This is a genomic window from Pusillimonas caeni, assembly GCF_003545815.1.
GTDB classification, from domain to species: Bacteria; Pseudomonadota; Gammaproteobacteria; order Burkholderiales; family Burkholderiaceae_B; genus Pusillimonas; species Pusillimonas caeni.
Window position 1 is genome coordinate 24,205 of sequence record NZ_PDUW01000010.1, and the last position, 25,390, is coordinate 49,594.

Annotated in this window: 22 protein-coding genes; 9 read left to right on the forward strand and 13 right to left on the reverse strand. The window is 64.4% G+C overall.

What is annotated here, in order from left to right:
- Positions 1-4: 4 nt before the first annotated feature.
- From CSC67_RS18290 to CSC67_RS18305, 4 genes are all read right to left on the reverse strand, one after another.
- Positions 5-682 (reverse strand): prepilin peptidase, encoded by a 678-nt coding sequence (locus CSC67_RS18290; RefSeq protein ID WP_118995898.1) that lies wholly within the window; start codon positions 680-682, stop codon positions 5-7.
- Positions 679-1,812, reverse strand: coding sequence for a formylglycine-generating enzyme family protein (locus CSC67_RS18295; RefSeq protein ID WP_118995899.1), 1,134 nt, complete (start codon positions 1,810-1,812; stop codon positions 679-681). The genes CSC67_RS18290 and CSC67_RS18295 overlap by 4 nt, the downstream gene beginning before the upstream one ends.
- On the reverse strand, positions 1,799-3,997 hold the full coding sequence (locus tag CSC67_RS18300; RefSeq protein ID WP_118995900.1) for a sulfatase-like hydrolase/transferase: 2,199 nt from the start codon (positions 3,995-3,997) through the stop codon (positions 1,799-1,801). Before CSC67_RS18300 ends, CSC67_RS18295 begins: the two co-directional genes overlap by 14 nt.
- A 166-nt stretch (positions 3,998-4,163) precedes the next feature.
- Positions 4,164-6,503, reverse strand: a complete 2,340-nt coding sequence (locus tag CSC67_RS18305) for an FdhF/YdeP family oxidoreductase (protein ID WP_118995901.1) — start codon at positions 6,501-6,503, stop codon at positions 4,164-4,166.
- A gap of 217 nt (positions 6,504-6,720) precedes the next feature.
- Here CSC67_RS18305 and CSC67_RS18310 point away from each other — a divergent pair, with 217 nt between their 5' ends.
- Complete coding sequence (locus CSC67_RS18310; RefSeq protein ID WP_167752959.1) at positions 6,721-7,275, forward strand: CopD family protein; 555 nt, start codon at positions 6,721-6,723, stop codon at positions 7,273-7,275.
- Here the strand turns inward: CSC67_RS18310 and CSC67_RS18315 are convergent.
- Positions 7,156-7,626, reverse strand: a complete 471-nt coding sequence (locus tag CSC67_RS18315; RefSeq protein WP_118995903.1) for a DUF2231 domain-containing protein — start codon at positions 7,624-7,626, stop codon at positions 7,156-7,158. The two genes, CSC67_RS18310 and CSC67_RS18315, sit on opposite strands and share 120 nt — an antisense overlap.
- Before the next feature lie 253 nt (positions 7,627-7,879).
- Between CSC67_RS18315 and CSC67_RS21400 the strand changes: the two genes are divergently transcribed.
- The 5 genes from CSC67_RS21400 to azu all read left to right on the forward strand — a co-directional run bounded on the left by CSC67_RS21400 (position 7,880) and on the right by azu (position 13,290).
- The gene (locus CSC67_RS21400; RefSeq protein WP_167752960.1) at positions 7,880-8,446 is read left to right on the forward strand and encodes a cupredoxin domain-containing protein; all 567 of its coding nucleotides are present in this window, start codon (positions 7,880-7,882) and stop codon (positions 8,444-8,446) included.
- Entirely contained in the window at positions 8,443-10,920 is a 2,478-nt protein-coding gene (gene ctaD, locus CSC67_RS18325; RefSeq protein ID WP_118995905.1) for a cytochrome c oxidase subunit I, read from the forward strand. Before CSC67_RS21400 ends, ctaD begins: the two co-directional genes overlap by 4 nt.
- The gene (locus tag CSC67_RS18330) at positions 10,917-11,300 is read left to right on the forward strand and encodes a hypothetical protein (RefSeq protein WP_118995906.1); all 384 of its coding nucleotides are present in this window, start codon (positions 10,917-10,919) and stop codon (positions 11,298-11,300) included. The genes ctaD and CSC67_RS18330 overlap by 4 nt, the downstream gene beginning before the upstream one ends.
- A gap of 145 nt (positions 11,301-11,445) precedes the next feature.
- Positions 11,446-12,618, forward strand: coding sequence for an ABC transporter substrate-binding protein (locus CSC67_RS18335; protein ID WP_118995907.1), 1,173 nt, complete (start codon positions 11,446-11,448; stop codon positions 12,616-12,618).
- A gap of 222 nt (positions 12,619-12,840) precedes the next feature.
- Positions 12,841-13,290 (forward strand): azurin, encoded by a 450-nt coding sequence (gene azu / locus CSC67_RS18340; RefSeq protein WP_118995908.1) that lies wholly within the window; start codon positions 12,841-12,843, stop codon positions 13,288-13,290.
- Here the strand turns inward: azu and CSC67_RS18345 are convergent.
- A complete protein-coding gene (locus CSC67_RS18345; RefSeq protein WP_118995909.1) occupies positions 13,287-13,850 on the reverse strand; it encodes an NADPH-dependent FMN reductase in 564 nt (187 codons plus the stop codon). The genes azu and CSC67_RS18345 overlap by 4 nt on opposite strands.
- A gap of 362 nt (positions 13,851-14,212) precedes the next feature.
- Between CSC67_RS18345 and CSC67_RS18350 the strand changes: the two genes are divergently transcribed.
- From CSC67_RS18350 to CSC67_RS18360, 3 genes are all read left to right on the forward strand, one after another.
- Positions 14,213-16,198 carry an acetoacetate--CoA ligase gene (locus CSC67_RS18350; RefSeq protein ID WP_118995910.1) on the forward strand — a complete coding sequence of 662 codons (1,986 nt, stop codon included), beginning with the start codon at positions 14,213-14,215 and terminating at the stop codon, positions 16,196-16,198.
- 1 nt (position 16,199) lies between these two features.
- The gene (locus tag CSC67_RS18355) at positions 16,200-16,709 is read left to right on the forward strand and encodes a MarR family winged helix-turn-helix transcriptional regulator (protein ID WP_245220287.1); all 510 of its coding nucleotides are present in this window, start codon (positions 16,200-16,202) and stop codon (positions 16,707-16,709) included.
- Between the two features lie 90 nt (positions 16,710-16,799).
- Positions 16,800-17,222: a universal stress protein gene (locus CSC67_RS18360; RefSeq protein WP_118995911.1), complete on the forward strand. Its 423-nt coding sequence runs from the start codon at positions 16,800-16,802 to the stop codon at positions 17,220-17,222.
- A gap of 6 nt (positions 17,223-17,228) precedes the next feature.
- Here the strand turns inward: CSC67_RS18360 and CSC67_RS18365 are convergent, their stop codons facing one another.
- From CSC67_RS18365 to CSC67_RS18395, 7 genes are all read right to left on the reverse strand, one after another.
- A complete protein-coding gene (locus CSC67_RS18365) occupies positions 17,229-18,404 on the reverse strand; it encodes a PQQ-dependent sugar dehydrogenase (RefSeq protein WP_245220288.1) in 1,176 nt (391 codons plus the stop codon).
- A gap of 143 nt (positions 18,405-18,547) precedes the next feature.
- Positions 18,548-19,402, reverse strand: coding sequence for a slipin family protein (locus tag CSC67_RS18370; protein WP_118995912.1), 855 nt, complete (start codon positions 19,400-19,402; stop codon positions 18,548-18,550).
- Between the two features lie 22 nt (positions 19,403-19,424).
- Complete coding sequence (locus CSC67_RS18375) at positions 19,425-20,834, reverse strand: NfeD family protein (RefSeq protein ID WP_118995913.1); 1,410 nt, start codon at positions 20,832-20,834, stop codon at positions 19,425-19,427.
- Between the two features lie 95 nt (positions 20,835-20,929).
- Positions 20,930-21,325: a DUF488 domain-containing protein gene (locus CSC67_RS18380; protein WP_118995914.1), complete on the reverse strand. Its 396-nt coding sequence runs from the start codon at positions 21,323-21,325 to the stop codon at positions 20,930-20,932.
- Positions 21,322-22,725: a class II fumarate hydratase gene (fumC, locus tag CSC67_RS18385; RefSeq protein ID WP_118995915.1), complete on the reverse strand. Its 1,404-nt coding sequence runs from the start codon at positions 22,723-22,725 to the stop codon at positions 21,322-21,324. Before fumC ends, CSC67_RS18380 begins: the two co-directional genes overlap by 4 nt.
- Before the next feature lie 620 nt (positions 22,726-23,345).
- Positions 23,346-24,374 (reverse strand): type I glyceraldehyde-3-phosphate dehydrogenase, encoded by a 1,029-nt coding sequence (locus CSC67_RS18390; protein WP_118995916.1) that lies wholly within the window; start codon positions 24,372-24,374, stop codon positions 23,346-23,348.
- 129 nt (positions 24,375-24,503) lie between these two features.
- Positions 24,504-25,274 (reverse strand): SDR family oxidoreductase, encoded by a 771-nt coding sequence (locus CSC67_RS18395; RefSeq protein ID WP_118995917.1) that lies wholly within the window; start codon positions 25,272-25,274, stop codon positions 24,504-24,506.
- Between the last annotated feature and the right edge of the window lie 116 nt (positions 25,275-25,390).

A 25,390-nucleotide genomic window follows, 5' to 3' on the forward strand; every position in this document is an offset into this window, starting at 1 on the left:
GCGCCTATAGCCGCAGCAATGCCGCGATGCCGACGAGAGCCAGATAGGGGCCGAAGCTGAACGGCTCCCCTGCTTGAATGCGCCCCGCCAAGCGGCGTGCGAGAACGACCGCCAGCGCCAGCAGCGAAGCGGCCAGAAGTATCCAGGGCAGCGCCATCCAGCCCAGCCAGGCGCCCAGGGCCGCCAGCAGCTTGAAGTCGCCGTTCCCCATGCCCTGCCGTCCGGTCAGCAGCAGAAAGGCGCCGCAGATCAGCCACAAAGCCATATAGCCGCCCGCGGCGCCCACCACCGCCCCGGCCAGGGGCGAAAAGGTGCCGCCGAGATTGACGAGCAGGCCCAGCCACAGCAAGGGCAAGGTCAGCAGGTCGGGCAAAAAACCGGTTTCGGCATCTATCCAGGCCAGGGCCAATAGCGCCACGACACAGACGACGGCGGCCACCGCGGCCGGCGTGGCGCCGAAACGCCAGACGCAGCACAACGCCAGCAGCGGGCCCGCCAGCCAGAATACGGCGCGATAGAACCGGTGCGGGGCCGACGCCTCGGCGGGCATGCCGGGGTCCAGCGCGCGGGGCAGCCGATAAGCGACCCGGCTGAGCGGCACGCAAAGCGCCAGGGCGAAGACCGCCGCGATCAGCAAGGCGGCTGCTGTGCCGATGTCCCAGGGCGCCCACATGGCGGTCATGCCGGCCCCGGCGCGTCCTTGACCAGGCGGAACCCCACGTGCGACATGGGGCTGTACGGGTCGGAACCGCGCCGCGCGCTGGGCCGGTACGACAGGCAGTAGCTTTCATTGCACAGGAACGAACCGCCGCGTATGACCCGCTTGGGCGCATGCGCCGGCACGCCCGGGTCGGACGGATCGAAGGACCGGACCGGGCCCTGCGGATTGTCGATGGTTTTTTTGGCCGCCGCCTGCTTGCTGAAATAGTCGGCGCCGTACCAGTCGGCCACCCACTGCCAGGCGTTGCCCGTCATGTCGTACAGGCCATAGCCGTTGGGCGGGAAGGTTCCGGCGGGCAGCGTGCCCTCGGCGCCGCCCGCCTTGGGGCTGACCACGGGAAAGGCGCCCTGCTGCCGGGTGTCCCAATAGTTGGCCATCGGCTTGCCGTCGGGAGACAGCTCATCGCCCCAGACATAGGTGGCCTGCTCCAGTCCGCCGCGCGCGGCGTACTCCCATTCGGCTTCAGTGGGCAGGCGCTTGCCGGCCCATTTGGCGTAGGCCTGCACGTCTTCGTAGCTGACCTGCACGACGGGGTGGTCGCCCTTGCCTTCGATGGAACTGCCCGGGCCTTGCGGATGGCGCCAGTCGGCGCCCGGCACATAGCGCCACCATTGTGAATAATCGCGCAGGTCGACCGGACCGCTGGTGCCCACGAACACCATGGCGCCGGGCACCAGCACCTCGTCGGGCGGCTGCGGAACGCCGGGCGGAAGCTGCACGCGTATGGTCTCCCAGTCGGGCTTTTTCTCGGCGGTCGTCACATAGCCGGTCTGGCGCACGAACTCGGCGAATTCATCGTTGGTGACGTGGGTGACGTCCATCCAGAATCCCCCCACTCGCACCGCATGGGCCGGTTGTTCGTTGGGCTGGGCCAGCTTGCTGTCGCTGCCCATCTGGAATGTGCCCGGGGGTATCCAGGCCATGTCCCGGGGCGTGGTGACGCCGTCGCCCAGGACGACGACGGGCTCGGCCGGCGCCTGGGGCGAAGGCTTGTACCAGGCCAATGCCACCGCGGTCCCCGCCGCGATGGCGCCCAACGCGGCGGCGCCCGCCACCAGCCATTTCCGGCGTGGCGCGTTAGTAGAGCGCATAAGTGCGTTCGCAGGTCTTGCCCAGATTGGCCTGTATGACTGCTTCGTCCTTGTTGTCGGTTTTTCCGTCGCGGAACTCCGGCGTCAGGAAGTCATAGACGCTGGACAAGCCCCAGTCGTGGGCGATCTCGCGCCAGTTGCTCAGGTCTTCGGCATTGACGACCCTATCGATGTTGCCGTCGCCCGGGCACGGCGGGTTGGAGGCCAGTATGTCGTCAAGCTTGGCGCGCAAGTCTTTGCGGATGGCTTCCAATTGTGGGTCGGACGTGGGCAGCAGGTTGCGGTCCGCCGTATCGAGCAACGGTACGGGCGCGGCCTGATTGATTTCGAACAGTTCTTCCGTGGCCATCTCCTTGTGTTCGCCCGAAGCCGGGTCAAAGTCGACGCTGGAATTGACCACCAGCTTGTAGCGGTCGTTGCGGATGGCCACTGTGGATTCAGGCACCAGCGACAACATCGGCTGACCGTCCTCGTACAGCGCCTGGTTGACGTCGGCGCATGTTGCGTAGCCGGCGCCCGGAGGATTGGTGGGAATCACGAGGTCGCTGGTATATCCGGCTCCCCAATACACGCCGAGATTGTCTTCGCACACGCTCTTGGAGGTGGGAATGACGGTGCACGCGGTGGTCATCACGCAAGGGCCGTTTCGGCCGCCGTTGGCCTGCTCGTTCAAGCCTCCCATGGTGAAGTTGATGGTGCGCAGGCTGCTCTGTCCCGGATCGGTGAGGTAAGGCAGGATGCCGACCGAATCGATGGTATGGGGCACTTCTTTATGCGCATCGAGGCCGGCCAGTTCGCCGAAGAACTGGAACAGATCCACCATATTGACCATATGATCGACTTCGCGATCGGGCTGTACCACTTGCGGTCCGGCGATGATGAGCGGGTCCCATACCCCGGTCTGGTAGGCGCTGCCCTTGGCCCGGCTGGGGTCGAAAGGCAGCTTGACGGCGGTGGCCAGAGAGCCGTTGTCGCCGACGATGACGATGACGGTATTGCTCGCCTTGGGATCGTAGTCAAGGCTGCCGTCGTCGTTATATTTGGCAATGCCGGTCTCGACCAGCAGGCGGCCGAATTCGGTGTCCATGGCTTCGATCATGCGGTCTTGAATGACACGCACGCCCAATGGGCTGTCGCTGTCGCCGTTGGTGCAGCTAAGCGCGTCGAGCGGACTCATGCCGCTGGGAGCCAGCGGCACCAGGCTCTTGGGAGGCTGCTGCCAAGGCGTGTGGGCGGCGCTGTAGCTCACCGTGGCCATCCAGGGCTTATTGGCGGGGCGTGCATTGATCCACTCGATGGCGGCGTCGGTCTCGATGGTGGTGCGGTAGCCGCGGGCGCGCGGGTCCGCCAGATCCACTTTTTCGGTCTCGCCGTTTTCGATGATGACCAGAGGCGAAACGTAGTAGGCGTTCTCTTTGTTGAAGTTGGGCGTGAAGGTAGGCGTACCGCACGTGGTTTCGGGATCGAAGACCCCGCCGGATGCGATGCATTGCAGGCCCGCCGCGTCTTCAAGAAGCGGATTGCTGGTAATGACTTTGCAGCTTCCATCAGGCTGATAGCAGGCGCCGGTGTCGGCCCCGCCCTGTTGCTTGGCGCCGGGAACGAAGCCGCACATATACGTGCCTTCTGTGGCGTAACCGCCGGCGGTGCTGTCGTTGGAGCCGGGCAGCCCGCCCACCCAGCCGTAGAAATAATCCCATCCGAGCACGCTGGGCATGGAATTTTCCGCCTGGTTGTTTTCGGGGCCGCCCAGGTGGAACTTGCCGAACATGCCGCTTTCATAGCCCGCCCGCTTGAGCAGCTTGGGCGCGGTAACGTCGTAGGGCGACAGGTGGGCCGTGGCCAGGTCATTGGGGCCGATCGCCTGGTTGATGCCGGTGCGAAGCGGATACCGGCCCACGAACATGGCCGCTCGGCCCGGAGAGCATTCGGGCATGGACCAGGTATTGCGAAAGCGTACGCCGGCATGGGCCACGGCGTTTATGTTGGGCAGTATGGGGAACATTTGCCCCCCATAGCCAAAGACCTTCATCTGATCGATGCCGACGTCGTCCATGATGACGAACAGAATGTTTGGCCCGGCGGCGGTGTCGTTGCTGGAACCCCCTCCTCCTCCGCTATTGCACCCGGCAAGAGCGAGCGCGGCCAAACCTGCCGCGCATAGGGCTGGAACTGTCTTCTTCAAAATTATTCTCCAGTACTTGGCGGCGTCGCGGCACAACTCGTGAGTCGCCGTTCAAAACGCTGAAAATCGTAACAGATTTCCTTTGGGCGGAGATAGTTAAAATTTTGGTGCAGCGCACACGGCGCCGCGATGACGCGGCGCCGCACACCCCCGACGGCTCTTCTTCTTATAAAGCGCCGGCCTGCTGCACCACCCTCACCGGAATGGACTTGCCCGCGGGCACGCGACTGGCGTGGGCGTGATGCCATACCGGCAGCAATACATTGCATTCGGGATAGTAGGCGGCGCAACAACCCTCGGGTATGTCATAAGGCACCACCTTCAATTCGCCTACGCGGCGTTCGGCGCCGTCGTCCGCCGCTGTACGCAGCGCGACGCTGTCGCCTTCGGCAAGGCCCAGTCTTTCCATGTCGGCCCGGTTCATGAACACCACCTGCCTGGTTCCGGAGACGCCGCGGAAGCGATCTTCATATCCATAGATGGTGGTATTGAACTGATCGTTGCTGCGCAGCGTCATGAGCTGCATGACGCCTTCTTCGTCCAGGCTCTCCGGCCGCAGCGCGGTCAGATTGGCGGGCACCGTGAACTGCGCCCTGCCCGAGTCGGTATGCCATATCCGCTCGCGCGGGCCATTCGTCAGCGGAAAGCCGCCCGGTTCCCACAGTCTGTCATTGAAGCGGGAGAAACGCTGTGGATAGGTGGCTTCGATGGCGTCGCGCACGCGGGCATAGTCCTGCGTCCATTCGAGCCATGGCACCTTGGCATGGGACAGCCGTCCCACGGCCAGGGCGATGTGGGCGATGATGGCGACTTCGGACATCAGCCGCTGATCCGCCGGCGCCTTGCGCCCCCGCGAACCGTGTACGCAGGAGGTGCTGTCCTCGATTGAAACGGCTTGCGGGACGTTGCGCTGTTCGTCGATTTCGGTGCGGCCCAGGCAAGGCAGCAGGTAGGATGCCTTGCCGGGGAACAGGTGGCTGCGGTTCAGTGTCGTGGTGATGTGTACGGTCAGGTCCAGCGCCGGCCATGCCGCCTCCAGCGCCTGGGTGTCGGGCGCAGCGCGCACGAAGTTGCCGCCCAGCCCGACGAAGCCACGCACGGAACCGTCGATGACGCCTTCACACACGCCCACGGTGTCGCGCCCCTTCTGCCGCGGAGCCTGGAATTCATACAGTTGTTCGAGCCGGTCCAGCGGGGCCAGTTCGGGTTTCTCGGTAATGCCGACGCTGCGCTGGCCCTGGACGTTGGAATGTCCGCGCACCGGGCAGATGCCGGCGCCGGCCTTGCCGATGTTGCCGCGCATCAGGGCGAGATTGACCAGCATGCGCACGTTGTCCACTCCGCCCACATGCTGGGTCAGGCCCATGCCGTACACCAGCAGCACGCTGTCCGCTTTCTCGTAGATCAGGGCGGCGTCCTCCAGCGCGGCGCGCGTCAGGCCGCTGTGTCGCTCGATATCCGGCCACTTCGTATCGCGCAGGTAGTGCGCAAATGCCTCGAAGCCGCTGGTGTGCCGCTCGATGAAGTCGGTGTCCAGCACTGGTGTGGCCGAGCCGTCGCCCGCCCGGACGTCGTGGCGTTGAAGCAAGGCCTTGCACAGCCCCGTGACGGCGGCAATGTCGCCGCCCAACCGCAACTGGTGATAATGGGAGCTGACCGGCGTGCTTTCGGCCCCAAGCATCTGCGTGGGCCGCTGCGGATTGCGGAACAGTTCGAGCCCACGTTCGCGCAACGGATTGAAAGTGACGATGGGCACGCCTCTTTCGCTTGCCGCCTGCAGCTCATGCAGCATGCGAGGACTGTTGCTGCCGACGTTCTGGCCAAAGAAGAAAATGGCGTGAGTCTGGCGGAAATCCTCGAGCCGCACGCTGCCCACGCCCAGTCCTATGGTTTCCTTCAGGCCCACCGAGGTCGACTCGTGGCACATATTGGAGCTGTCGGGCAGATTGTTCGTCCCATAGATGCGCGCCATCAGCTGGTACATATAGGATGCCTCGAGCGAGGCGCGTCCCGATGTGTAGAAGATGACCGAATCCGGCTCCAGGCGGCCGAGATGCGCGCCGATCTCGGCAAAGGCCTGCTCCCATGGAATGGGCCGGTAACGGTCCGATTCGGGATCCCAGGCCATGGGCTCCACCAGCCTGCCCTTGTTTTCCAGCTGATGATCGCTCCATCGGCGCAATGCCGCCACCGAGTGATCGGCGAAGAAGCCGGCGTCGATCTTGTGCGAGGTGCCTTCCCACGCAGTGGCCTTGGCCCCGTTCTCGCAGAACTCGAAGGTGTGCGAGTCGGCCGGCTTGGCCCAAGCACAGCTTACACATGCGACGCCGCCCGTTTTGTTCTGCCGCGGCAGCACCGTGGCCGCCGCCGTTGCCGCCCCGGTCCTGGCGAAGATGTCGGTCAATGCGCGCACCGACCCCCAGCCGCCCGCCGAGCCCTCGTAGGGACTCGCCTTGTCTTGATGATCGCCGGCATAGGGGCCGGCATCCCGATCTGTTTTAGTCATGAGTTTTTCCCCGTCGAACGAGCCCGCGGGACAGCAAGCGTCATGCCTCGAAGGCGGCGCTTTGCTCCGGTGCCTGCTGTACATTCGCTATGTGGCCGCTGTGATCCGAGGGGATGGGAACATCTCTTGCTGGCGTGCGACGAGACGGCGCACCGAGCGGGCGAAAAAAGCCCTGCGGCGCCTAAGACAAAAAAGCGGCGGGGAGGATGGAGAACAGATGACCTGGTTGAAGGGCGTGCACGTCATAGCGATTATTTTCTGGAGCGCCTCCTTGATCTACCTGCCCATCCTGATGGCCGGCCATAATCCGAGGTTGTCCAACCCGACGTACCTGCGCCTGCACGGCATGGTGCGCAACCTTTATGTCTGGATCGCGTCGCCCTTCGCCCTTCTGGCCATCATCAGCGGCACGGCCCTGATACCGCTGCGCGAAGTCACGGCCCCGTGGTTCGCGCTGAAGCTGCTTTTCGTTGCCGCGCTCGCCATCATCCATGCGCGCTGCGGCGTCATCCTGGCCAAACAGAGCCATACCGCCGAGCGGGCGAATGCGCTCGTGCGAGTCATGCGCATCGCCTTGCCCATCATTCTCTTTCCATGTGTACTGTGGCTAGTGCTGGCCAAGCCGCGCCTGGAGTTCGAACCACAGCCGCGCTTACGCTTCTTTCACGCCGACACGCTCCTCGAACACCAGCTTGCCGCCGAGCCATCCGGCCGCCGAGACCAGCAGGAAGCCCAGAAAGGACATGCCGATGCCCCACGGATACAGGGCTGAAACCGGATCGGACAGCCGCATGAACCAGTTCAGAAAAGCGACCGACAGCAGCATCACCGCCACCACGAAATGGCTCCAGGCCGCCGCGCGCCGGCGGATGGAGCCGATGATGAGCATTTCGGCCGCGCCGATCATGCCCGCGGCCACGCCCATGAAGGTTCCCGCGCCCAGCAGCCAGAGGGAAAGGCGAGCCCAGAACTCGTCCAGCGTTACTAGAAAGGCCAGGTCCGTGGCCAGCGCCGTGATCAGGAAAGCAATGGGAAAAGGCACCACCATGGGGTGCAGCGGATGGCTGCCCAGCGCCACCGCGGTATGTGTTTGCTCTGGCTTGCGCCGAAAAAAAAGTCTCATGGTTCGTTTCCTTCGTCCCCTGGTCAGGCGACGCCAGCAAACAGCATACCTTCATCGGCCCTCGTTATTTCGTCAACGCTTGCCTTTTCGGGGCCGCCATGGTGGATCGCCGCCGCGCGGGCGCTCTTCCCTTTGCCGGCATGTATGGCTCGCCGCGCCGGCGGCAGTCCTGGCTGGCTGCGACCGCACCCCCCTATCCGCCCTGAATCCTGCCAGCGAGCAGGCGGGTCATGTTGCCGATGTGTGGCAAGCCATGGCCTGGGGCAGCCTGTCGGTCCTGTTGATGATGCTGGCCCTGGTGTTTCTGGCCATCCGCGCGCGTTCGAGCGGCCGGCCGGGACGCCGGCCCTTGTGGCTGCTGCTGGGCGGCGGCGTCCTGTTTCCCCTGAGCGTCATGGCGGCCTTGCTGGCCTACGCCTATCTTGCCGCGCCCGCGCAGGGCGAGCCCGCATACCGGGTGCAGGTGACCGGCCATCGCTGGTGGTGGGAAGTGCGCTACCCCGATGCGCCCGGCGCGGCGCGTTATTCGGCCAACGTCCTGCACGTGCCGCGCGGCGTGCCGGTATTGATCGAGCTCGGTGCATCGGACGTCATACACGGTTTCTGGGTGCCCAGGCTGGGCGGCAAGATGGACGCCATTCCGGGCCGGCTCAACAAGCTCGTCTATACCGCCGAGGAGGCAGGCGTCTATCAGGGCCAGTGCGCCGAGTACTGCGGCATCGGACACGCGGCAATGCCTTTTCAGGTGGTGGCGCATAACGAGGCGGAGCTTTCCCGGGTGCTTGACTCGCTGCCCACCCACAGCCAGGGGTCGCCATGAGGGAAGCCCCCGACAACGCCGCCTTGCATCGCGCCCTCGATGAGCATTGGCGGTCGCCGCAGGGTTGGCGCGGCTGGTCGGCAGTCAACCACACGGCCATGGGCCGCCGGTTCATGGTCGCCGCCTTGTGTTTCTTTCTGGTGGGCGGCGTGCTGGCCATGCTGATCCGGGCCCAGCTGGCGACTTCGCACAGCGGCTTTCTGGACAGCGAACTGTACAGCCAGATCTTCACCATGCACGGCACGGTGATGATGTTCCTGTTCGCCATTCCGATGCTCGAAGGCTTCGCCTTCTACCTGCTGCCCAAGATGCTGGGCGCCCGCGACCTGGCGTTTCCGCGCTTGGGCGCCTATGCCTGGTGGTGCTATCTGTTCGGCGGGCTCATCCTGATGGCGGGCATGGCGCTGGGGCTGGCGCCTTCCAGCGGCTGGTTCATGTACACGCCGCTGTCCGGCAGGCAATACACGCCCGGCATCAACAGCGACATCTGGCTGATAGGCATCACTTTCGCGGAGATTTCCGCACTATGCGGCGCCGTCGAGCTGATCGCCACCATACTCAAGATGCGGGCCCCCGGCATGAGCCTGGCGCGCATGCCGCTATTCGCCTGGTACATGCTGGTGACGGCGGGCATGATCCTGGTCGGGTTTCCGCCGCTGATTCTGGGCAGCATCCTGCTCGAACTCGAGCGCGCATTCGGCCTGCCCTTCTTCACCGTGGAGCTCGGCGGCGACAATCTTCTCTGGCAGCACCTGTTCTGGATGTTCGGACACCCGGAGGTCTACATCATCTTTCTTCCCGCGGCGGGGCTGGTGTCCACGATGATTCCCACTTTCGCGCGGCATCCGATCGTCGGCCACGCCTGGGTGGTGAACGGCGTGGTGGCCATGGGCTTTCTCAGTTTCGGGCTATGGGTGCACCACATGTTCACCGTGGGCATCCCGCAATTGAGCCTGGCCTTCTTTTCGGCGGCCAGCATGCTGGTGGCCGTGCCCACCGCAATCCAGTTCTTCGCCTGGATCGCCACCCTGTGGTCGGGCAGCGTGCGCCTGCGCCTGCCCATGCTTTATCTGGGCGGCTTTCTGGTGATCTTCGTGCTGGGCGGCCTGACGGGCGTGATGGTGGCGCTCATACCCTTCAACGTACAGGTGCACGACACCCACTTCATCGTGGCCCACATGCACTATGTGCTCATCGGCGGCGCCGTGTTTCCGCTGATGGCGGCCACCTACTACTGGATGCCGCATCTGTCGGGACGCATGCCGTCCGCGCGTCTGGGGTCCACGGCCTTCTGGTTCGTGTTCGCGGGCTTCAATCTTACCTTTCTGCCCATGCACCTGACCGGCTTGCTGGGCATGCCGCGCCGCATCTTCGCCTATGCCGAGGATTCGGGCTGGGACACGCTCAATCTGCTCAGCAGCCTGGGCGGGTTCATCCAAGCGATCGGCTTCGGCATCTTCCTGCTCGACATCGTCCTGCATGCGCGCAAAGGCGATCCCGCGCGTCACAATCCCTGGCGCGCCGGCACCCTGGAATGGGCCATGCCCATGCCCCCGCCTTCGTACAACTTCGCAAGCATTCCCGAGATACGCGGCCGTTATCCCCTGTGGGACGAGCCGGAACTGAACGACGACATCGAAGAAGGCCGCATGTGGCTGGCCGCCTGCCCGCCGCCCACCCGGCAAACTCTCAGCGTGGACGTCATCACCGGCGAGCCGCGCAGCGTGATCCATCTGCCGGGGCCTACCTGGATGCCTCTGTATTGCGGCATCGCCACCGCGGTGTTCTTTCTGGCATTGCTTTTCAAGGGTTACGCCGTCGCCCTGGCCGGCGCGGCCGTCACCGTCCTGCTCTTCGCCTGCTGGGCATGGCAGCTGGCCCCCAAGGGCCGTCCGCCCCGCGTCGATGCGAGCCCGGGCATCGACCTGCCGGGGCATTGGGCCGCCAGGGGATCGCCCGGCTGGTGGGGCATGGCCTGTGCTCTGGCGGCCGACGCCACGCTGTTGGCCTCTCTGATCTTCGGCTGCCTGTTCCTGAACCTGTACGCGCCCAATTGGCCGCCGCCGCACTGGCTGGAACCGGCTCCCTGGCTTGCGGGCATACTGGCTGCGGCATTGGCCGGCCTGCTCGCCACCGCGCTTGCCCGGCCCGCCGCCAGCCGGGCGATCGGCCTGGAGGCGGCCGCCGCCGTCTGCGCCGCCGTGGCGCTGGCGGCCGTGGTACTGCTCGTCCGGCAAGTGGGATCGCCCAGTCAGCATGCCTATCTGGCGTTGATGCTGGTGGTGCTGATCTACATGGGGGTGCACCTCGGCGCGGCCCTCATCATGTCCCTGTACGGTTTGTGCCGGCGCGTCCGGCACAGCCACGCGGTGTGCGACGAAGAATTGCGCATCGCGTCGCTGTGGACGGGCTATACGGGACTCAGCGGGCTGGGGCTGCTGGCCCTGATGCTCTTAATGCGGGGCTCGCCATGAAGGGCTCGGGCATGCGCGGCTGGAATGCATCGTCTTCCTCGCCCGGCGTGTGGCGCGCCATTGCCGGCTTCATCGTCTGGGCCTCGGCCTTCGTCGTGCTGTATGCCGGCCATGCCCTGGGCTGCGTCTATGTTCCCTCGTCCATCCAGCCCGCCACCGTGACCGCCGCGCTGGTGGTCCTGTGGGCGGTGCATATGGCGGCGGGCGCGGCCCTGGCCTGGCGCAGCGGCGGGCGATTGAGGCTTCTGCGCCATGATGGCGACTGCCGCGTCCGGGCGCGCTTCATGTGGCGCGCCGCCTTTCTGATCGATGCGTCCGCCCTGGGCGCCACATTTGTCACGGGTCTGCCCCTGCTGGCTTTTCCCGCCTGCCACCCCTGAACTCCGATGGTTAACCCGAAGTTGTAACCAAAATTCTTGACCGCCTATTTTTAACAGCGTAGAGTCGCTGCTGGCGTCCGGAATTCAAGTCGGGCGGGCGCCATATTCAGGCCAGAAGGCCACAAGTTGCAAACCAGGAGGAAGCATGAATAAAAAGTTGACGCTCGCGGCGGCCATTGCCGCTGGCTCGATGGCGGTGGCTGCCGCGCCGGCGCACGCCGACATCAACGTGGGCATATCCTTGTCCTCGACGGGTCCGGCCGCCGCGCTGGGCATTCCCGAAAAGAACACGGTGCCTCTGCTGCCCGACACCATCGAGGGTGAAAAAGTCAACTACATCGTCCTGGACGACGCCACCGACGCCACCCAGGCCGGCCGCAATGCACGCAAGCTGGTCGCCGAAGACAAGGTCGACATCCTGCTGGGTTCCTCCGCCACGCCGCCCAGCGCCGCCATGGCCGAAGTCGCCAACGAATCCCAGACCCCGCAGATCACGATCGCGCCCGTCGAACTGCCCGAAGACAAGAACAAATGGGTGTTCCGCGCGCCCCAGCACTACGACGTGATGGCCGACGGCCTGATCTCGCACATGAAGGCCACCGGCGTGAAAACCCTGGGCTTCATCGGCTACACCGACGCTTATGGCGAAAGCTGGCTCACCGCCATGAAGAAAGCCACCGAAGCCGCGGGCATCAAGCTCACGGCCGTCGAGCGCTTCAATCGCAACGACACCAGCGTCACCGGGCAGGCCGTCAAGATCGTCGCCGCCAAGCCCGACGCCGTGCTGGTGGTGGCTTCGGGCACTCCGTCCGTGCTGCCGCAGGTCACCCTGCAAGACCGCGGCTTCAAGGGCCAGATCTACCAGACCCACGGCACGGCCACCAAAGAATTCATGCGCGTCGGCGGCAAGGCCGTCGAAGGCACCATCATGCCGGTGGGCCCGGTCGTCGTGGCCGACCAGCTTCCCGACAGCAACCCCTCCAAGAAACTGGGCCTGGACTATACCGAACGCTACGAAGCCAAATACGGCAAAGGTTCGCTTTCCGCTTTCGGCGCCCAGTTCTATGACGCATTCCTGCTGTTCCAGAACGCCGTGCCCGTGGCGCTCAAGGCCGCCAAGCCCGGCACGCCCGAGTTCCGCGCCGCCCTGCGCGACGCCATCGAAAACTCCAAAGAAGTGGTCACCACCCATGGCGTATACAACATGACGCCCACCGACCACTTCGGCATGGACGAGCGCGCACGCGTGCTCATCACCGTCAAGGACGGCGACTGGTCGCTCGTCGATATGGACGCAGTCACGAACAAAAAGCAATAAGCCGGCATCAACGGCAAGCGCGCCGGGACGGCGCGCATACAAGGGCTTTTCCAACGGGTCCTTGCCTGAGCCCGCCTCTTCGAGGCGGGCTTTTTACATCCTGTTTGATCAGGGTCAATGGAGCTTCGGGAGGGTGAGAGTAGAATGGGTAGGGTCGAGCTTCGGCCATTGCATCCGCAAACGCCGAGCCGCCCGGTTTTTCACTGTTCAACGGAGCCTGATATGTTCGCCAAACTCGCCCTTGCCGCCCTACTGTCCGCCGCCGCCCTGCCCGCCATGGCCGCCGAATGCGAAACCACCATCGAAGGCAACGACGCGATGCAGTTCAACGTCAAGGAAATCACGGTCGACAAATCCTGCGAAAAATACACGGTTCATCTCAAGCACGTCGGCAAGCTGCCCAAGGCCGCCATGGGCCACAACTGGGTGCTGACCAAGCAGGCCGACATGCAGGCCACCGCCACCGACGGCATGGCGGCGGGCGCCGACAACGACTATCTCAAGCCCGACGACGACCGCATCCTCGCCCACACCGACCTGATCGGCGGCGGCGAAGAAACTTCGGTCACCTTCGACGTCAGCAAGCTCAACGCCGGTGAAGACTACGCCTACTTCTGCTCCTTCCCGGGCCACTGGGCGGTCATGAAAGGCTCGCTCAAGGTCTCCGGCTAAGCTTTCGAACCGGCGAATCTCGCCACCCAGGCGGCGTAGCGGTCGAGCCATTCTTGCAGGAAGACGCGCAAGGGCTCGTCGCTTACGCCGCCTTTGTTATCGAACACCCCTTCCCGTACCTGCACATAGGCTTCGGGCTGCGCCAGGGTCGGCATGTCGAGCGAAGCCAGCACATTGCGTAAATGCTGCTGCGACAGCGCCGAACCCATGGCGCCCGGGCTGGCGCCCAAGATGCCGGCCGGCTTTCCTTCCCAGGCGCTGTCGCCGAACGGACGCGAGCCGTGATCTATGGCGTTCTTCAGTACGCCGGGAATCGAGCGGTTGTACTCCGGCGTGACGAACAGCACGCCGTCCGCCGCGCATATTTCGCGCTTCATGCGCTGCACGGCTTCGGCCTGGTTCTCGTCTTCATCCTGGTTGTAAAGCGGCAGATCGTCGATGCGTACGCGCTGGAAACGCAGCGTGCCGGTCGCCATCGCGGCGACCGTGTCGGCCAACTGCCTGTTGTAGGAGTTCTTGCGCAGGCTGCCGACCACGACGGCGATTCGATATGTGTTCATGCCTTTCCTTGTGCTGATGAAAAAATGGATTCCAGCAAGCGGCACACCTGAACACCTTGGAGCGGCACGCCGGGTCCCGGACGCGCCCCGGAATGAAACCCGTTTTTTGCGCGAAGCTTATCCACAAAGTCTGTGCATAACCTTGCGAATAAGTCACGGACCGGACATCGAACTGCAATATACGACAGGCTTCGAGGTTCAATGGACAAAAGAAATGCAGTTTGTAACACCACTCCGGAATTCTCCGAACAGGCCATAAGAAATTCTCTTGAGGCCGCTGGTTAACCCTAGTGCATGGGCCGTCTGTTTCGCTAATTACTTATGTATCATAAGGAATCAGCATAGCGAGGAAGAATTCCGGCATGGCCATCGAACAAGGCGAAGTTTTATGGGCCCCCACGGCTCGGCAGGTCGAAGAGACCCGACTGGCGCAATTCATCGATTACGTGGCGCAACGTCATGGCAAGCGCTTCGATGATTATCAGACGCTGTGGCAATGGTCGGTCGACGAGCTCGAAACCTTCTGGAGCACCGTCCTGCAGTTCTTCCAGGTGCAGGCCGATGGCGACCCGGGCGTCGTGCTGGCCGATGCGCGCATGCCCGGAGCAAAGTGGTTTCCGGGCTTGCAGCTCAATTACGCCGAGCATGTGTTCCGCAACGCCGACGCATCGCGTCCCGCTCTGCTTGCACGCAGCGAAGACTGCGAGCCGCGCTTCGTCTCGTGGCAGGAGCTGCGCGACACCACGGGCGCATTGGCCGCGACCTTGCGCGAATCGGGCGTGGGGCCCGGCGACCGCGTGGTGTCCTATATGCCCAACCGGCCCGAAACGGTCATGGCCTTTCTGGCCTGCGCCAGCATCGGGGCCATCTGGTCGAGCTGCTCGCCCGAGATGGGCGTGTCCGTCGTGGTCGACCGTTTCCGGCAGATCGAGCCCAAGGTCATGTTCGCGGTGGACAGCTATCGCTACAACGGCAAGGTGCATGAGCGCGGTACGACCGTATCCGAGCTGCTCGAGCAGCTTCCCTCCGTCGAGCGCGTCATCCATGTCGCGGGGCCGGCTTGTATCGGGCAGCCGGCATGGCGCGGCTGCACGTCATGGCAACAGGCGACGGCCCGCAGCGCGCCGCTGGCGTTCACCCGCCTGCCCTTCGATCACCCGCTGTGGATCGTCTATTCGTCGGGCACCACAGGCATCCCCAAGGCCATGGTGCACGGCCACGGCGGCATCGTGCTGACCCACCTCAAAACCATGCAGCTGCAGCACGACGTGCGCGCCGGCGATCGCTTCATGTTCCTGGGCAGCACCGGGTGGATCGTCTGGAACCTGATGGTGGGCGGCCTGCTGTCGGGCGCCACCGTGGTGCTGTACGACGGCAACCCCTCTTATCCCGACACCCGGTCGCTGTGGCGCTTCATCGACGAGCACGCCGTCACGCATTTCGGATGCGGCGCGGCCTTCCTGGTCCAGTGCAAGAAGGACGGCCTGCAGCCCGGCCGGCAGGGGCGCTTCGACGCCTTGCGCGCCATCAACTCCACCGGCTCCCCTCTGCCCCTGGACGCCTATGAATGGGTCTACAACGAGGTCAAGAAAGACTTATGGCTGGCCTCCATCAGCGGCGGCACGGACATCGCGTCGGGCTTCGTGGCCTGTGCGCCGTGCCTGCCCGTGACGGCGGGTGAAATCCAGTGCCGGGAGCTGGGCGTGGCGGCTTACGCCTTCGACGACGGCGGCCGGCCCGTCATCGACGAAGTGGGAGAACTCGTCATCACCCGGCCCATGCCTTCGATGCCGCTTTATTTCTGGAGCGATCCGGGCAACGCGCGCTATATCGAGAACTATTTCGAAACCTTTCCCGGCTGCTGGCGCCATGGCGACTGGATACGCTTCAGCCCGCAAGGCACGGCCGTCATCTACGGCCGCTCCGACACCACCATCAACCGCTACGGCATACGCATGGGCACGGCCGAGATCTATCGCGTGGTCGAAGAGCTGCCCGAGATACGCGACAGCATGGTCGTCGACCTGGAATACCTGGGCCGCCCTTCCTATATGCCGCTGTTCGTGGTGCTGGCGCAAGGGATGGAACTGGACGAGGCGCTGGCCGCCCGCATCAAAGAGCAGATCCGCAGCAAGGCTTCGGCCCGCCACGTGCCCAACGAAGTGCATCAGGTGCCGCAAATACCGCGCACGCTCAGCGGCAAGAAGATGGAGCTGCCGGTGCGCAAGCTGCTGCTTGGCGCCAGCGTCGACAAGGTGGCCAGCCCCGATGCCATGGCCAACCCCGAAAGCATGGCCTGGTACGTCGACTTTGCCAAGCGCCTGAATCCGGCGCCGATAGAGTCCTGACATGGCCTCCTCTTCCGCTGCATCCCCCGCCAGGACAGGCGCCCGCGCCGGCCGAAGCCAAGAGCCCGAAGAAACCTTGAAGCCTTCGCTGATGCATCAGCTGATCGGCTATCACTGCCGGCGGGCATTCGTGCAGGTAGAGCCATTTTCGGACGCACGGATGTCCGCCTTCGCCTTGCGGCCGGCCGACTTCGCCGTGCTGAGCCTATTGAGCGCGAACCCGGGCATCAGCCAGAAGCAGGTGGCGCACGGCATAGGCGTGGCGCCGCCCAATCTGGCGCCCGTGCTGGAACGGCTCGAAGCGCGCCGGCTGCTGGCCCGGCAGCGCAGCCGGCGCGACGGGCGCATCCAGACTTTCTCGCTGACGGCCGATGGCCAGGTGCTTTGCACGCTCGCCGAAGAAGCCGCCCTGCGCATCGAGAGCGAGGCCGCCGGCGCGCTGACCGATGGCGAGCGCAAAACGCTTTTGCGCCTGCTGCGCAAACTTTACGCTTCTGACGTCGCGGCCTGATGCGATTGGTTTAAGATAAGCGAATAGATAAGCAAGTCGATCGCTGTCCGTGTCGCGGGGCGCGGATTCAATCATTCTAATAGGTCAGGCATGAATATACTGGTTCCCATAGACGGCTCGGAATCCTCTCTCAATGCGCTCAAGGCGGCTGTCGCCATGATAGGCGGGCGCAGCGATGTAGGCCTGCGGGTCGTCACGGTTCAGCCGCCCATTGCATCGGGCAACGTCAAGCGCTTCATCTCCGCCGAAATTCTGGACGAGTACTATCAGGACGAAGGCAACAAGTCTCTTGAGGCAGCCCGCGAATTGTTGCGCGATGCCTCGGCGCCGGTGAGCTTCGAAGTGCTGGTGGGGTCGGTCGCCGAAACCATCGTCGACGATGCCAGGCAGCATGGTTGCGGGCACATCGTGATGGGCACTCGCGGCTTGGGCCGTATCTCGGGCCTGCTGCTGGGTTCGGTGGCCACCAAGGTGCTGAGCCTCACCGACCTGCCCGTCACCCTGGTCAAATAGCCGCGCCTACTCCCGCGGCTGCAAGCCCACCTTCAGCAGGCGGCCGTCCCGTTCATCGGTGAGTACGTACAGGTAGCCGTCGGGTCCCACCCTGACGTCGCGTATGCGCGCATCCAGCTCTTTCAGCATGCGCTCTTCGTGAACGATGCGATCGCCGTCGAGCTTCAGGCGTATCACCGATCGGTCCACCAGGGCGCCGATGAACAGCGAGTGCCGCCATGGCGCGAAGCGCTGGTCGTCATAGAAAGCCATGCCGCTGATGCCGGGCGATTTTTCCCAGACGTAGTGCGGCGGCTCGGTGCCTTCTGCGGTTTCGCCCTTGGCCTCGGGTATGGGCATGCCGGAATAGTTGATGCCATGAGTCGCCAGGGGCCAGCCGTAGTTCTTGCCCGCTTGCGGGATGTTGATCTCATCGCCGCCGCGCGGACCATGTTCGTGAGTCCAGAGTTTGCCGGACCACGGATTCAGGGCCGCGCCCTGCTGATTGCGGTGGCCGTAGGACCAGATGCCGGGCGGAACGCCCTCGCGGCCGACGAAGGGGTTGTCATCGGGCACGCCGCCGTCGAGCTGCAGACGCACGAGCTTGCCCTGCAATTTGTCCAGGTCCTGGGCAGTCGGACGCTGGTTGTTCTCGCCCAGGGCGATGAACAAGTGCCCCTTGCCGTCGAACACCAGGCGTGAACCGAAATGCACGCCGCTGGACAACTTGGGCGCTTGGCGGAAGATCACCTTGAAGTCGTCCAGACGGCGCATGTCCTGAGACAGCGTGCCATAGCCCACGGCCGTGCCGGCCGGCCCCTCGCCGGGATTGCGCTCGGAACCCTCGGCATACGACAGATAGACATGCCTGCTTTGGGCAAAATCCGGGGCCAGCGCGACATCGAGCAGGCCGCCCTGCCCTTTGGCGAAGACGCGCGGCACACCCTCGATGTCCTGCGACAGGCCTCCCTCGGGCGTCCAGAGCCGCAGGCGGCCCGGCCTTTCGGTGATGAGCATGCCCTGGCCGTCGGGCAGAAAGGCCAGGGCCCAAGGGTTTTCAAGCCCCTTTTGAAGCGTCGTGACTTCAAGCGTTCCTTCTTCGCTGGGATAGGTGGCGGTCTGCGCCTGGACCGGTCCGCACAGCGCCGCGACAGCCAGCAGCACTGCGCCCATGAAGCCGGCGCCGCCTCTGTCCAATAGCATGGCCTTCATGCCGGCTCGGCCCGCGCCGGGCATCCCCGTGGCACGCCCGGATGATCGCCTGACCCGCGTTATGCCCGACAAGCCGGTTTCTCTGATGTTCTGCGCGCTTTCATGCCTCATGCAAGCTCCGTATGAATAGTGACTCAGGCCACCGGGTCGATGCGTCGCGGAAGGTCCGGGTCGGTGGCAGGCGGCGCGGACGGAACCGGGGGGACGATGGGCGCAATACCCTTGCCGGATTTTTCGAAGAAACCGGCCAGCATGTCCACCGGCACGGGAAAGACCAGCGTCGAAGTCTTGTCGCCGGCGACCTGGGTCAGGGTCTGCAGGTAGCGAAGCTGCATGGCCGAGGGCTGCTCGGCCAGGGTCTGCGCGGCCTCCATCAAAGCCTGGGCGGCCTGCTTCTCGCCTTCGGCATGGATCACCTTGGCGCGCCTTTCGCGCTCGGCTTCGGCTTGGCGGGCGATGGCGCGCACCATGCTTTCGTTCAGGTCGATGTGCTTGATCTCCACATTGGTGACCTTGATGCCCCAGCCATCGGTCTGCTGATCGAGTATCGTTTGAACGTCTTGATTGAGCTTTTCGCGCTCGGACAGCATGTCGTCCAGATCGTGTTTGCCCAATACGGCGCGCAAGGTGGTCTGGGCCAGCTGGCTGGTGGCGTCCAGATAGCGCTCGACCTGGATGATGGCCTTGTCGGGCGCCACCACGCGGAAGTAGATCACTGCGTTCACACTGACCGACACGTTGTCGCGCGAGATGACGTCCTGGCTGGGTACGTCCATGGTCACGGTCCGCAGATCGACGCGCACCATCTGCTGCAGGCCTGGTATGACGATCACCAAGCCAGGGCCCTTGACCGCAGTGAAGCGCCCCAGCGTGAAAATGACGCCGCGCTGGTATTCGCGCAGGATTTTCAGGGTGTTGATCAGTATCACCACAATGACGATCAGCAGGATCAACAGACCGAAGTTTAAGTCGAAATCGATGAAGTACATGAGCGCCTTCCTTGATGAGCGTTTAGGAATGATTTGAAGCGGGGTCGTCCGGGGCGATGTCGACGCCGAGCGTCAGGCCGTCCATCGAGGTCACGCGCACCCGCTGCCCTAGATGCAGCCGCTGGCTGCTGCGCACCTTCCAGCGCTCGCCCCGCACGTCAGCATACGTCATGCCCTCTTCGACATGGGTGACGACCCCCATCTGCCCTATCATGTATTCGGCTCCGCTGACGATGCGGCTGCGATACGATCGCAGTGCGAGATGGCCGATGACCAGCAGTACGGCCACACTGATCAGCGCCGACCCGATGATGAAGGGCAGCCCCAGGTCGAAGCCGGGCACGTCGCTGTCGGTCAGAAAGATGCCCCCCAGCACGAAGGCCGCGACGCCGCCCGCCCCGGCAATGCCGAAGCTGGGCAGGAACACCTCGGCCACCATCAGGCTCAGGCCCATGAAAATCAGGCCGACTCCCACCCAGTTGACCGGCAGCAGCTGAAAGGCATAGAAGGCCAGCAGCAGGCTGATGAGACCCGCAACGCCCGGCCCGGCGAGCCCCGGGCTGGTCACTTCGTAGAACAGGCCGTAGACGCCGATCATCATCAGAATCACCGCCACCTGCGGGTTGGCGATGAGAAGCAGCAGCTTGGTGCGCCAGTCGGGCTGCACTTGCTCGGCCGATGCTCCGGCGGTCGCCAGGCTGACCGATCGGCCGTTCTCCAGCTCGACTTGGCGGCCATCCAATTTGCGCAGCAGATCGGGAATGTCCGTGGCAATGACATCGATCACGTCGCCCGCCAGGGCTTCCTGGGCCGACATGCTGGCGGCGTCGAACACCGCCTGCTCGGCGAATTCTTTATTGCGGCTGCGCAGCTGGGCCAGGCTGCGTATGTAGGCGGCCGCGTCATTGCGCGCCTTGCGCCCGGAAGCATCCAGGGGCTCGGATTCGTTGTCGCCCTTCTTGTCGGCGGCAGGCGACGGGGAAGACCCGCCGATCTGGATCGGCGTGGCGGCGCCGATGTTGCTGGCGGGCGCCATGGCGGCGATGTGGCTGGCGTACAGAATGAAGGTGCCGGCGCTGGCCGCCCGAGCGCCCGCGGGGGCCACGTAGGTGGCCACCGGCACCGGCGAAGCCAGTATGGCCTTGACGATGCTGCGCATCGAGGCGTCCAGCCCGCCGGGAGTGTCGAGCGTGATGACGACCAGTTGAGCCTGCTGCGCTGCTGCCCGGTCGATGCCGCGGACGATGAAATCGGATGAGGCGGGACTGATGATGCCGTCGAGCTGCAGCTCGACCACTTTCCCGCCGCTTCCGTCTTGGCCGAAAGCCGGCAAGGCCACGCAAAGGAGTGCTATGGCCATGGCGATGGCGATGAAAAGAGGGAGAATGCCCCCACGCTGCGGCGAATGTCTGGCTTGATCGAATCGGGTCATTGCAGCTTTCCGGTGTACGGCGCCCCGAGAACGCCTTCAAGGCCAGTATAGCCTTACTCGAAGCTTAATCGATGCAGGCAACGGTTCGGGCGGGATCAGCCGCCCTGCTTGGACGTTTTGCGCAGGGAGCGTGCAACGCGTTCGATTTCGGCGGCCAGGATGACCGCGTGGTTGTGTTCGGTGTCGCGGGCGCCGTACAGCAAGGTAATGTGGGAAGCGCCCGAGTCCTGGACGAGCTGGCGCATGCGCTCTTTCTGCTCTTCGCTTCGCAATTCGGTTTCGTACTCGTCGCGGAATTTTTCCCAGTGCTCCGCCTTGTGGCCGAACCATTTGCGCAGCGCGGGACTGGGAGCAAGGTCTTTGCACCAAGCATCGAAATGGAGCTCTTCCCGGGAAACGCCCCGAGGCCACAGGCGATCGACCAGGACGCGATACCCATCGCCCTTGGCCGCCTCTTCGTAGGCGCGCTTGACGTCGACCTGTATTTTCATGCGCTGTCGTTGTGGGTCATGTCCAGCGGCACGATCCACTCATCGTACTGCTCGGCCGTGACGTGGCCAAGCGCCAGCGCCGCTTCGCGCAGCGTGGTGCCCTCTTTCTGGGCCTTCTTGGCGATGGCGGCCGCCTTGTCGTAGCCGATGTGGCGATTGAGCGCGGTGACCAGCATGAGGTTCTTCTGCAGATTGCGCTCGATGACTTCGTGATTGGGTTCGATGCCCACGGCGCAATGATCGTTGAAGGCCCGGCTGGCGTCGGCCAGCAAGGCGATGCTTTCGAGCACGTTGTGCACCATGACCGGCTTGTAGACATTGAGCTGGAAATTGCCCTGGGTGGCGGCGAACGCCACCGTGGCGTCGTTGCCGAAGACCTGGGCGCAGACCATGGTCATGGCTTCGCACTGGGTGGGATTGACCTTGCCCGGCATGATGGACGAACCGGGCTCGTTGTCGGGAATGATGAGTTCGCCGATGCCGCAGCGGGGCCCGCTGGCCAGCCAGCGCACGTCGTTGGCCATCTTGAACAGCGCCCCGGCCAGCAGCCGCAGCGCGGAAGACAGATTGGCCAGCGCGTCGTGCGCGGACAGCGCGAAGAACTTGTTCTCGGCCGACTTGAACGGCAGGCTCGTGATCTGGGCAATGTGGGCCGCCGCGGTTTCGCCGAAGCGGGGATGGGCGTTCAGGCCGGTTCCCACGGCCGTGCCGCCTATGGCCAGGTCGTAGATGCCCGGCAAGGCGGCTTCCACCGCCTTCAGGCCGAAATCGATCTGCGCCACCCAGCCGCCGATCTCCTGGCCCAGGGTGATGGGTGTGGCGTCCTGCAGGTGTGTGCGGCCTGTCTTGACCACTTGCGCATAGTCGCGCGCCTTGTCGGCCAGGGTGGACCTGAGCTGGTGCAAGGCCGGAAAGAAATCACGCTCGAGTTCTTGCGCCACGGCGATGTGCATGGCGGTGGGAAAGGTATCGTTGGACGATTGGCCGCGATTGACGTGATCATTGGGATGGACCGGCGACTTGCTGCCCATGGCGCCGCCGGCCAGTTCGATGGCCCGGTTCGAGATGACTTCGTTGGCGTTCATGTTCGACTGGGTTCCCGAGCCGGTCTGGAACACGACCAGCGGAAATTCCTCGTCCAGCTTGCCGGAAATGACTTCGTCGGCGGCCTGCACGATGAGGTCGGCCAGGTTCCGGGGCAGTTCGCCCAGTTCGGCATTGGCCTCGGCCGCTGCGCGCTTGAGGATGCCCAGTGCGCGGATGACGGGGGCCTGCCATTTGAACCGCGCCACGCCGATGGGAAAATTCTGTATGGACCGCTGGGTCTGAGCCCCCCAGTAACGATCGGCGGGAACCTCGATGGCTCCCATGGAATCCGTTTCGACGCGCGTGCTGCTCATGTGTTGGGCTCCTGGTTCGAGTGTGGCGGGGAACCGGCAATCGCGGTGGCCAGGCGATTGCCATCGAACTCAACTATACGCTTTTGCCTGGTCTTGTGGCGAGTAAGCCTCAATCGTCTGCGCTCTCACAATAAGCCCAATTGCAAGCCGCCGGAGGCGGGACCGCTCATGCCGGGCGTCGGAGGGCGCCGCGGGCTACCGAAGGGAGCGCGGGGGCAGTCGGCGAAAGCTGTCCGAGTTCCGAACCGCGTAGCGGTGAGGGCGAGTTCTTTCGCCGCCCGCGCGTACGAGGTAGACGCGGGGAGTCCGGCGCAGCCGGACCGCCTGACCGCCCGGCATGAGCGGTCCCGCCTCCGGCGGCGCTAAAGAACCCAAATTGAAACGCTCCAGGAACCAGAGTGCTTCAATGAGGCAAGAAGGCCGGGAGTCATATGGTGACGGTTGTGGATTGAGTTCTTGAACGCCGCTGGAGGTAAAGGCTCTTTTCCCGGGCGGTCGGGCGGTCCGAGGCAGCGCCCTCCAACGCCCGGGAAAAGAGCCTTTACCTCCAGCGGCTTGCACCATGGCACAGCATAGAGGGGTCTAGACACGGCATAGAGGGCTACTTCTCCGCGGAAAGCTCAGCGAACCAGCCCGGCCCAATAATCCGCCACATCCAGCAGCCGATTCGTAAAGCCCCACTCGTTATCGAACCACACCAGCACATTCGCCATGCGCGGCCCGCAAAGCCGGGTCTGGCTGCCGTCGATGATGGCCGAGTGCGGATCGTGGTTGAAGTCCACCGATGCATGCGGCTGGTCCGAATAGGCAATGAGGCCCGGCGCGCCCTCCGCCGCCGCGCGCATCAGCGCGTTGATCTCCTCCACGTCCAGGTCGCTGCCCGTCTGGAACATCAGATCGATCGCCGACACATTGAGCGTGGGGACCCGGATGGCCTTGGCCTGTACCCTGCCCGACAGCTCGGGCAAAAGGCGCTCCACGCCCTTCGCCAAACCGGTCGAGACCGGAACAAACGACTGCATCGCCGAACGCGTGCGCCGCAAGTCCGAATTGTGATAGCCGTCGATCAGCGGCTGATCGTTCATGACCGAGTGCAGCGTCGTCAGGAACGCCTGCTCCATGCCGAAGGAGCGATGCAGCACGTCCAGGACCGGCACGATGGCATTGGTGGTGCACGAGGCGTTGGAGACCAGCCGCTCTGTGCCGGCGAGGCTTTCGTGATTGATGCCGTAGACCACGGTCGCATCCACGTCGGCCGCGCTGGCTCCGGGGTGCGACAGCAGCAGGCGCGGCACGCCCGCATCCAGAAAACGCTGCAACTGCTCGCGGCTGCCGTAGCGGCCCGAGCACTCCACCAGCATATCCACGTCCAGCGCCTGCCAGGGCACTTCTTCGGGCGTGCCGGCGTGCGTGACCGAGATTGCCTGTCCGTCGATGATCAGGCTGTCATCGCCCTGTTCGACCTTGCCGTGGAAGACGCCGTGCGTCGAGTCGAAGCGCGTCAGATAGGCCATGGTGTCCAGGTCGGCAGGCTCGTTGATGGCCACGATGCGGAAGCGGTTTTTCAGGGGCGACTCGTGCAGGGCGCGCAGGAAGCAGCGTCCGATGCGGCCATATCCGTTGATGGCCAGGCGTAACGGTGTGTTCATGTCGATGAAGCTGAATCAGAAATGTGCGTCGAAACAGGGTCGATGGCAAAGTATGTCAGTGTATACCCTGGCCGCCGGCATGGATCCCATGGCCCTTGCGCGTCCCGGCGCGGACGCTCGGGCATGAAGCTAGAACGCGATCGAAAACCCGCCGTCCACCACCAGGATGTGTCCGTTCACATAAGAGGCCGACGGCGAGGCCAGAAAGACGGCGGCGCCCGCGATCTCATGCGGCTGGGCCCAGCGCTCGAGCGGATTGCGGCCCAGCACGCGCGGACCCTGGACGGGGTCGCCTGCGAGCCGCACATTGCTTTCGGTGGCGAAGGTGCCCGGAGCAATGCCGTTGCTGGTGATGCCGACGGGCCCGTACTCCACGGCCAGGGCTTTCACCAGACCGGCCAGGCCGTGCTTTGCGACGGCGTAGATAGCGTCGCCCGGGCGCGCCACGCGATCGGCGATCGAAGTGAGCGTGATGATGCGGCCCCCCAGGCCGTCTTGCGCCATGCGCTGCGCGGCCAGCTTGGACAGATGCATGGCCGCGATCAGGTCGATGTGGATCAGGGCCTGGATCTCTTCGGCGCTGGACTCGCCCAGGCTCTTGCGCAGGCGGACCCCCACGTTGTTGACCAGGATGTCGGGCGCACCCGACCGGCTGCACAACTGTTCGAAGACCTGAGCCTGCTCCGCAAGATCGCCCACGTCGTGCACCAGCGGTTCGGCGCGGCCGCCGCCTTCGTTTATGCCTCGTAGGGCCCGCATCACGCGCGCTTCCGAACGGCCATTGATGATGACCCGCGCTCCGCTGGCCGCGTACGCCTTGGCGATTTCAAGTCCCAGCCCCTGGGTCGAGCCGGTGATGAGCGCTGTCTTGCCGGAGAGGGAAAAATCGGGTGCTTGCATGGTGGCGATGGATGGTGGTCAGGAAGGAGTGGTCCGGCGGAGCCGGACCGGAAAAACGGTTTCTTGGCGCGCGGCATTCCGGTGCCCGTGCAGTATGCAGCGAGCTTGCAAGCCGA

Excerpts from the sequence above, each read along its gene's own strand:
- CSC67_RS18335 (WP_118995907.1), top strand. The coding sequence starts at position 11,446 with ATGAATAAAAAGTTGACGCTCGCGGCGGCCATTGCCGCTGGCTCGATG.
- CSC67_RS18350 (WP_118995910.1), top strand. The coding sequence starts at position 14,213 with ATGGCCATCGAACAAGGCGAAGTTTTATGGGCCCCCACGGCTCGGCAG.
- CSC67_RS18370 (WP_118995912.1), bottom strand. The coding sequence starts at position 19,402 with ATGTACTTCATCGATTTCGACTTAAACTTCGGTCTGTTGATCCTGCTG.
- CSC67_RS18390 (WP_118995916.1), bottom strand. The coding sequence starts at position 24,374 with ATGAACACACCGTTACGCCTGGCCATCAACGGATATGGCCGCATCGGA.
- CSC67_RS18290 (WP_118995898.1), bottom strand. The coding sequence starts at position 682 with ATGACCGCCATGTGGGCGCCCTGGGACATCGGCACAGCAGCCGCCTTG.
- CSC67_RS18295 (WP_118995899.1), bottom strand. The coding sequence starts at position 1,812 with ATGCGCTCTACTAACGCGCCACGCCGGAAATGGCTGGTGGCGGGCGCC.
- CSC67_RS18365 (WP_245220288.1), bottom strand. The coding sequence starts at position 18,404 with ATGCTATTGGACAGAGGCGGCGCCGGCTTCATGGGCGCAGTGCTGCTG.
- CSC67_RS18345 (WP_118995909.1), bottom strand. The coding sequence starts at position 13,850 with ATGAACACATATCGAATCGCCGTCGTGGTCGGCAGCCTGCGCAAGAAC.
- CSC67_RS18330 (WP_118995906.1), top strand. The coding sequence starts at position 10,917 with ATGAAGGGCTCGGGCATGCGCGGCTGGAATGCATCGTCTTCCTCGCCC.
- CSC67_RS18315 (WP_118995903.1), bottom strand. The coding sequence starts at position 7,626 with ATGAGACTTTTTTTTCGGCGCAAGCCAGAGCAAACACATACCGCGGTG.
- ctaD (WP_118995905.1), top strand. The coding sequence starts at position 8,443 with ATGAGGGAAGCCCCCGACAACGCCGCCTTGCATCGCGCCCTCGATGAG.
- CSC67_RS18355 (WP_245220287.1), top strand. The coding sequence starts at position 16,200 with ATGGCCTCCTCTTCCGCTGCATCCCCCGCCAGGACAGGCGCCCGCGCC.
- CSC67_RS18305 (WP_118995901.1), bottom strand. The coding sequence starts at position 6,503 with ATGACTAAAACAGATCGGGATGCCGGCCCCTATGCCGGCGATCATCAA.
- azu (WP_118995908.1), top strand. The coding sequence starts at position 12,841 with ATGTTCGCCAAACTCGCCCTTGCCGCCCTACTGTCCGCCGCCGCCCTG.
- CSC67_RS18380 (WP_118995914.1), bottom strand. The coding sequence starts at position 21,325 with ATGAAAATACAGGTCGACGTCAAGCGCGCCTACGAAGAGGCGGCCAAG.
- CSC67_RS18375 (WP_118995913.1), bottom strand. The coding sequence starts at position 20,834 with ATGACCCGATTCGATCAAGCCAGACATTCGCCGCAGCGTGGGGGCATT.
- CSC67_RS18310 (WP_167752959.1), top strand. The coding sequence starts at position 6,721 with ATGACCTGGTTGAAGGGCGTGCACGTCATAGCGATTATTTTCTGGAGC.
- CSC67_RS18395 (WP_118995917.1), bottom strand. The coding sequence starts at position 25,274 with ATGCAAGCACCCGATTTTTCCCTCTCCGGCAAGACAGCGCTCATCACC.
- CSC67_RS21400 (WP_167752960.1), top strand. The coding sequence starts at position 7,880 with ATGGCCTGGGGCAGCCTGTCGGTCCTGTTGATGATGCTGGCCCTGGTG.
- fumC (WP_118995915.1), bottom strand. The coding sequence starts at position 22,725 with ATGAGCAGCACGCGCGTCGAAACGGATTCCATGGGAGCCATCGAGGTT.
- CSC67_RS18360 (WP_118995911.1), top strand. The coding sequence starts at position 16,800 with ATGAATATACTGGTTCCCATAGACGGCTCGGAATCCTCTCTCAATGCG.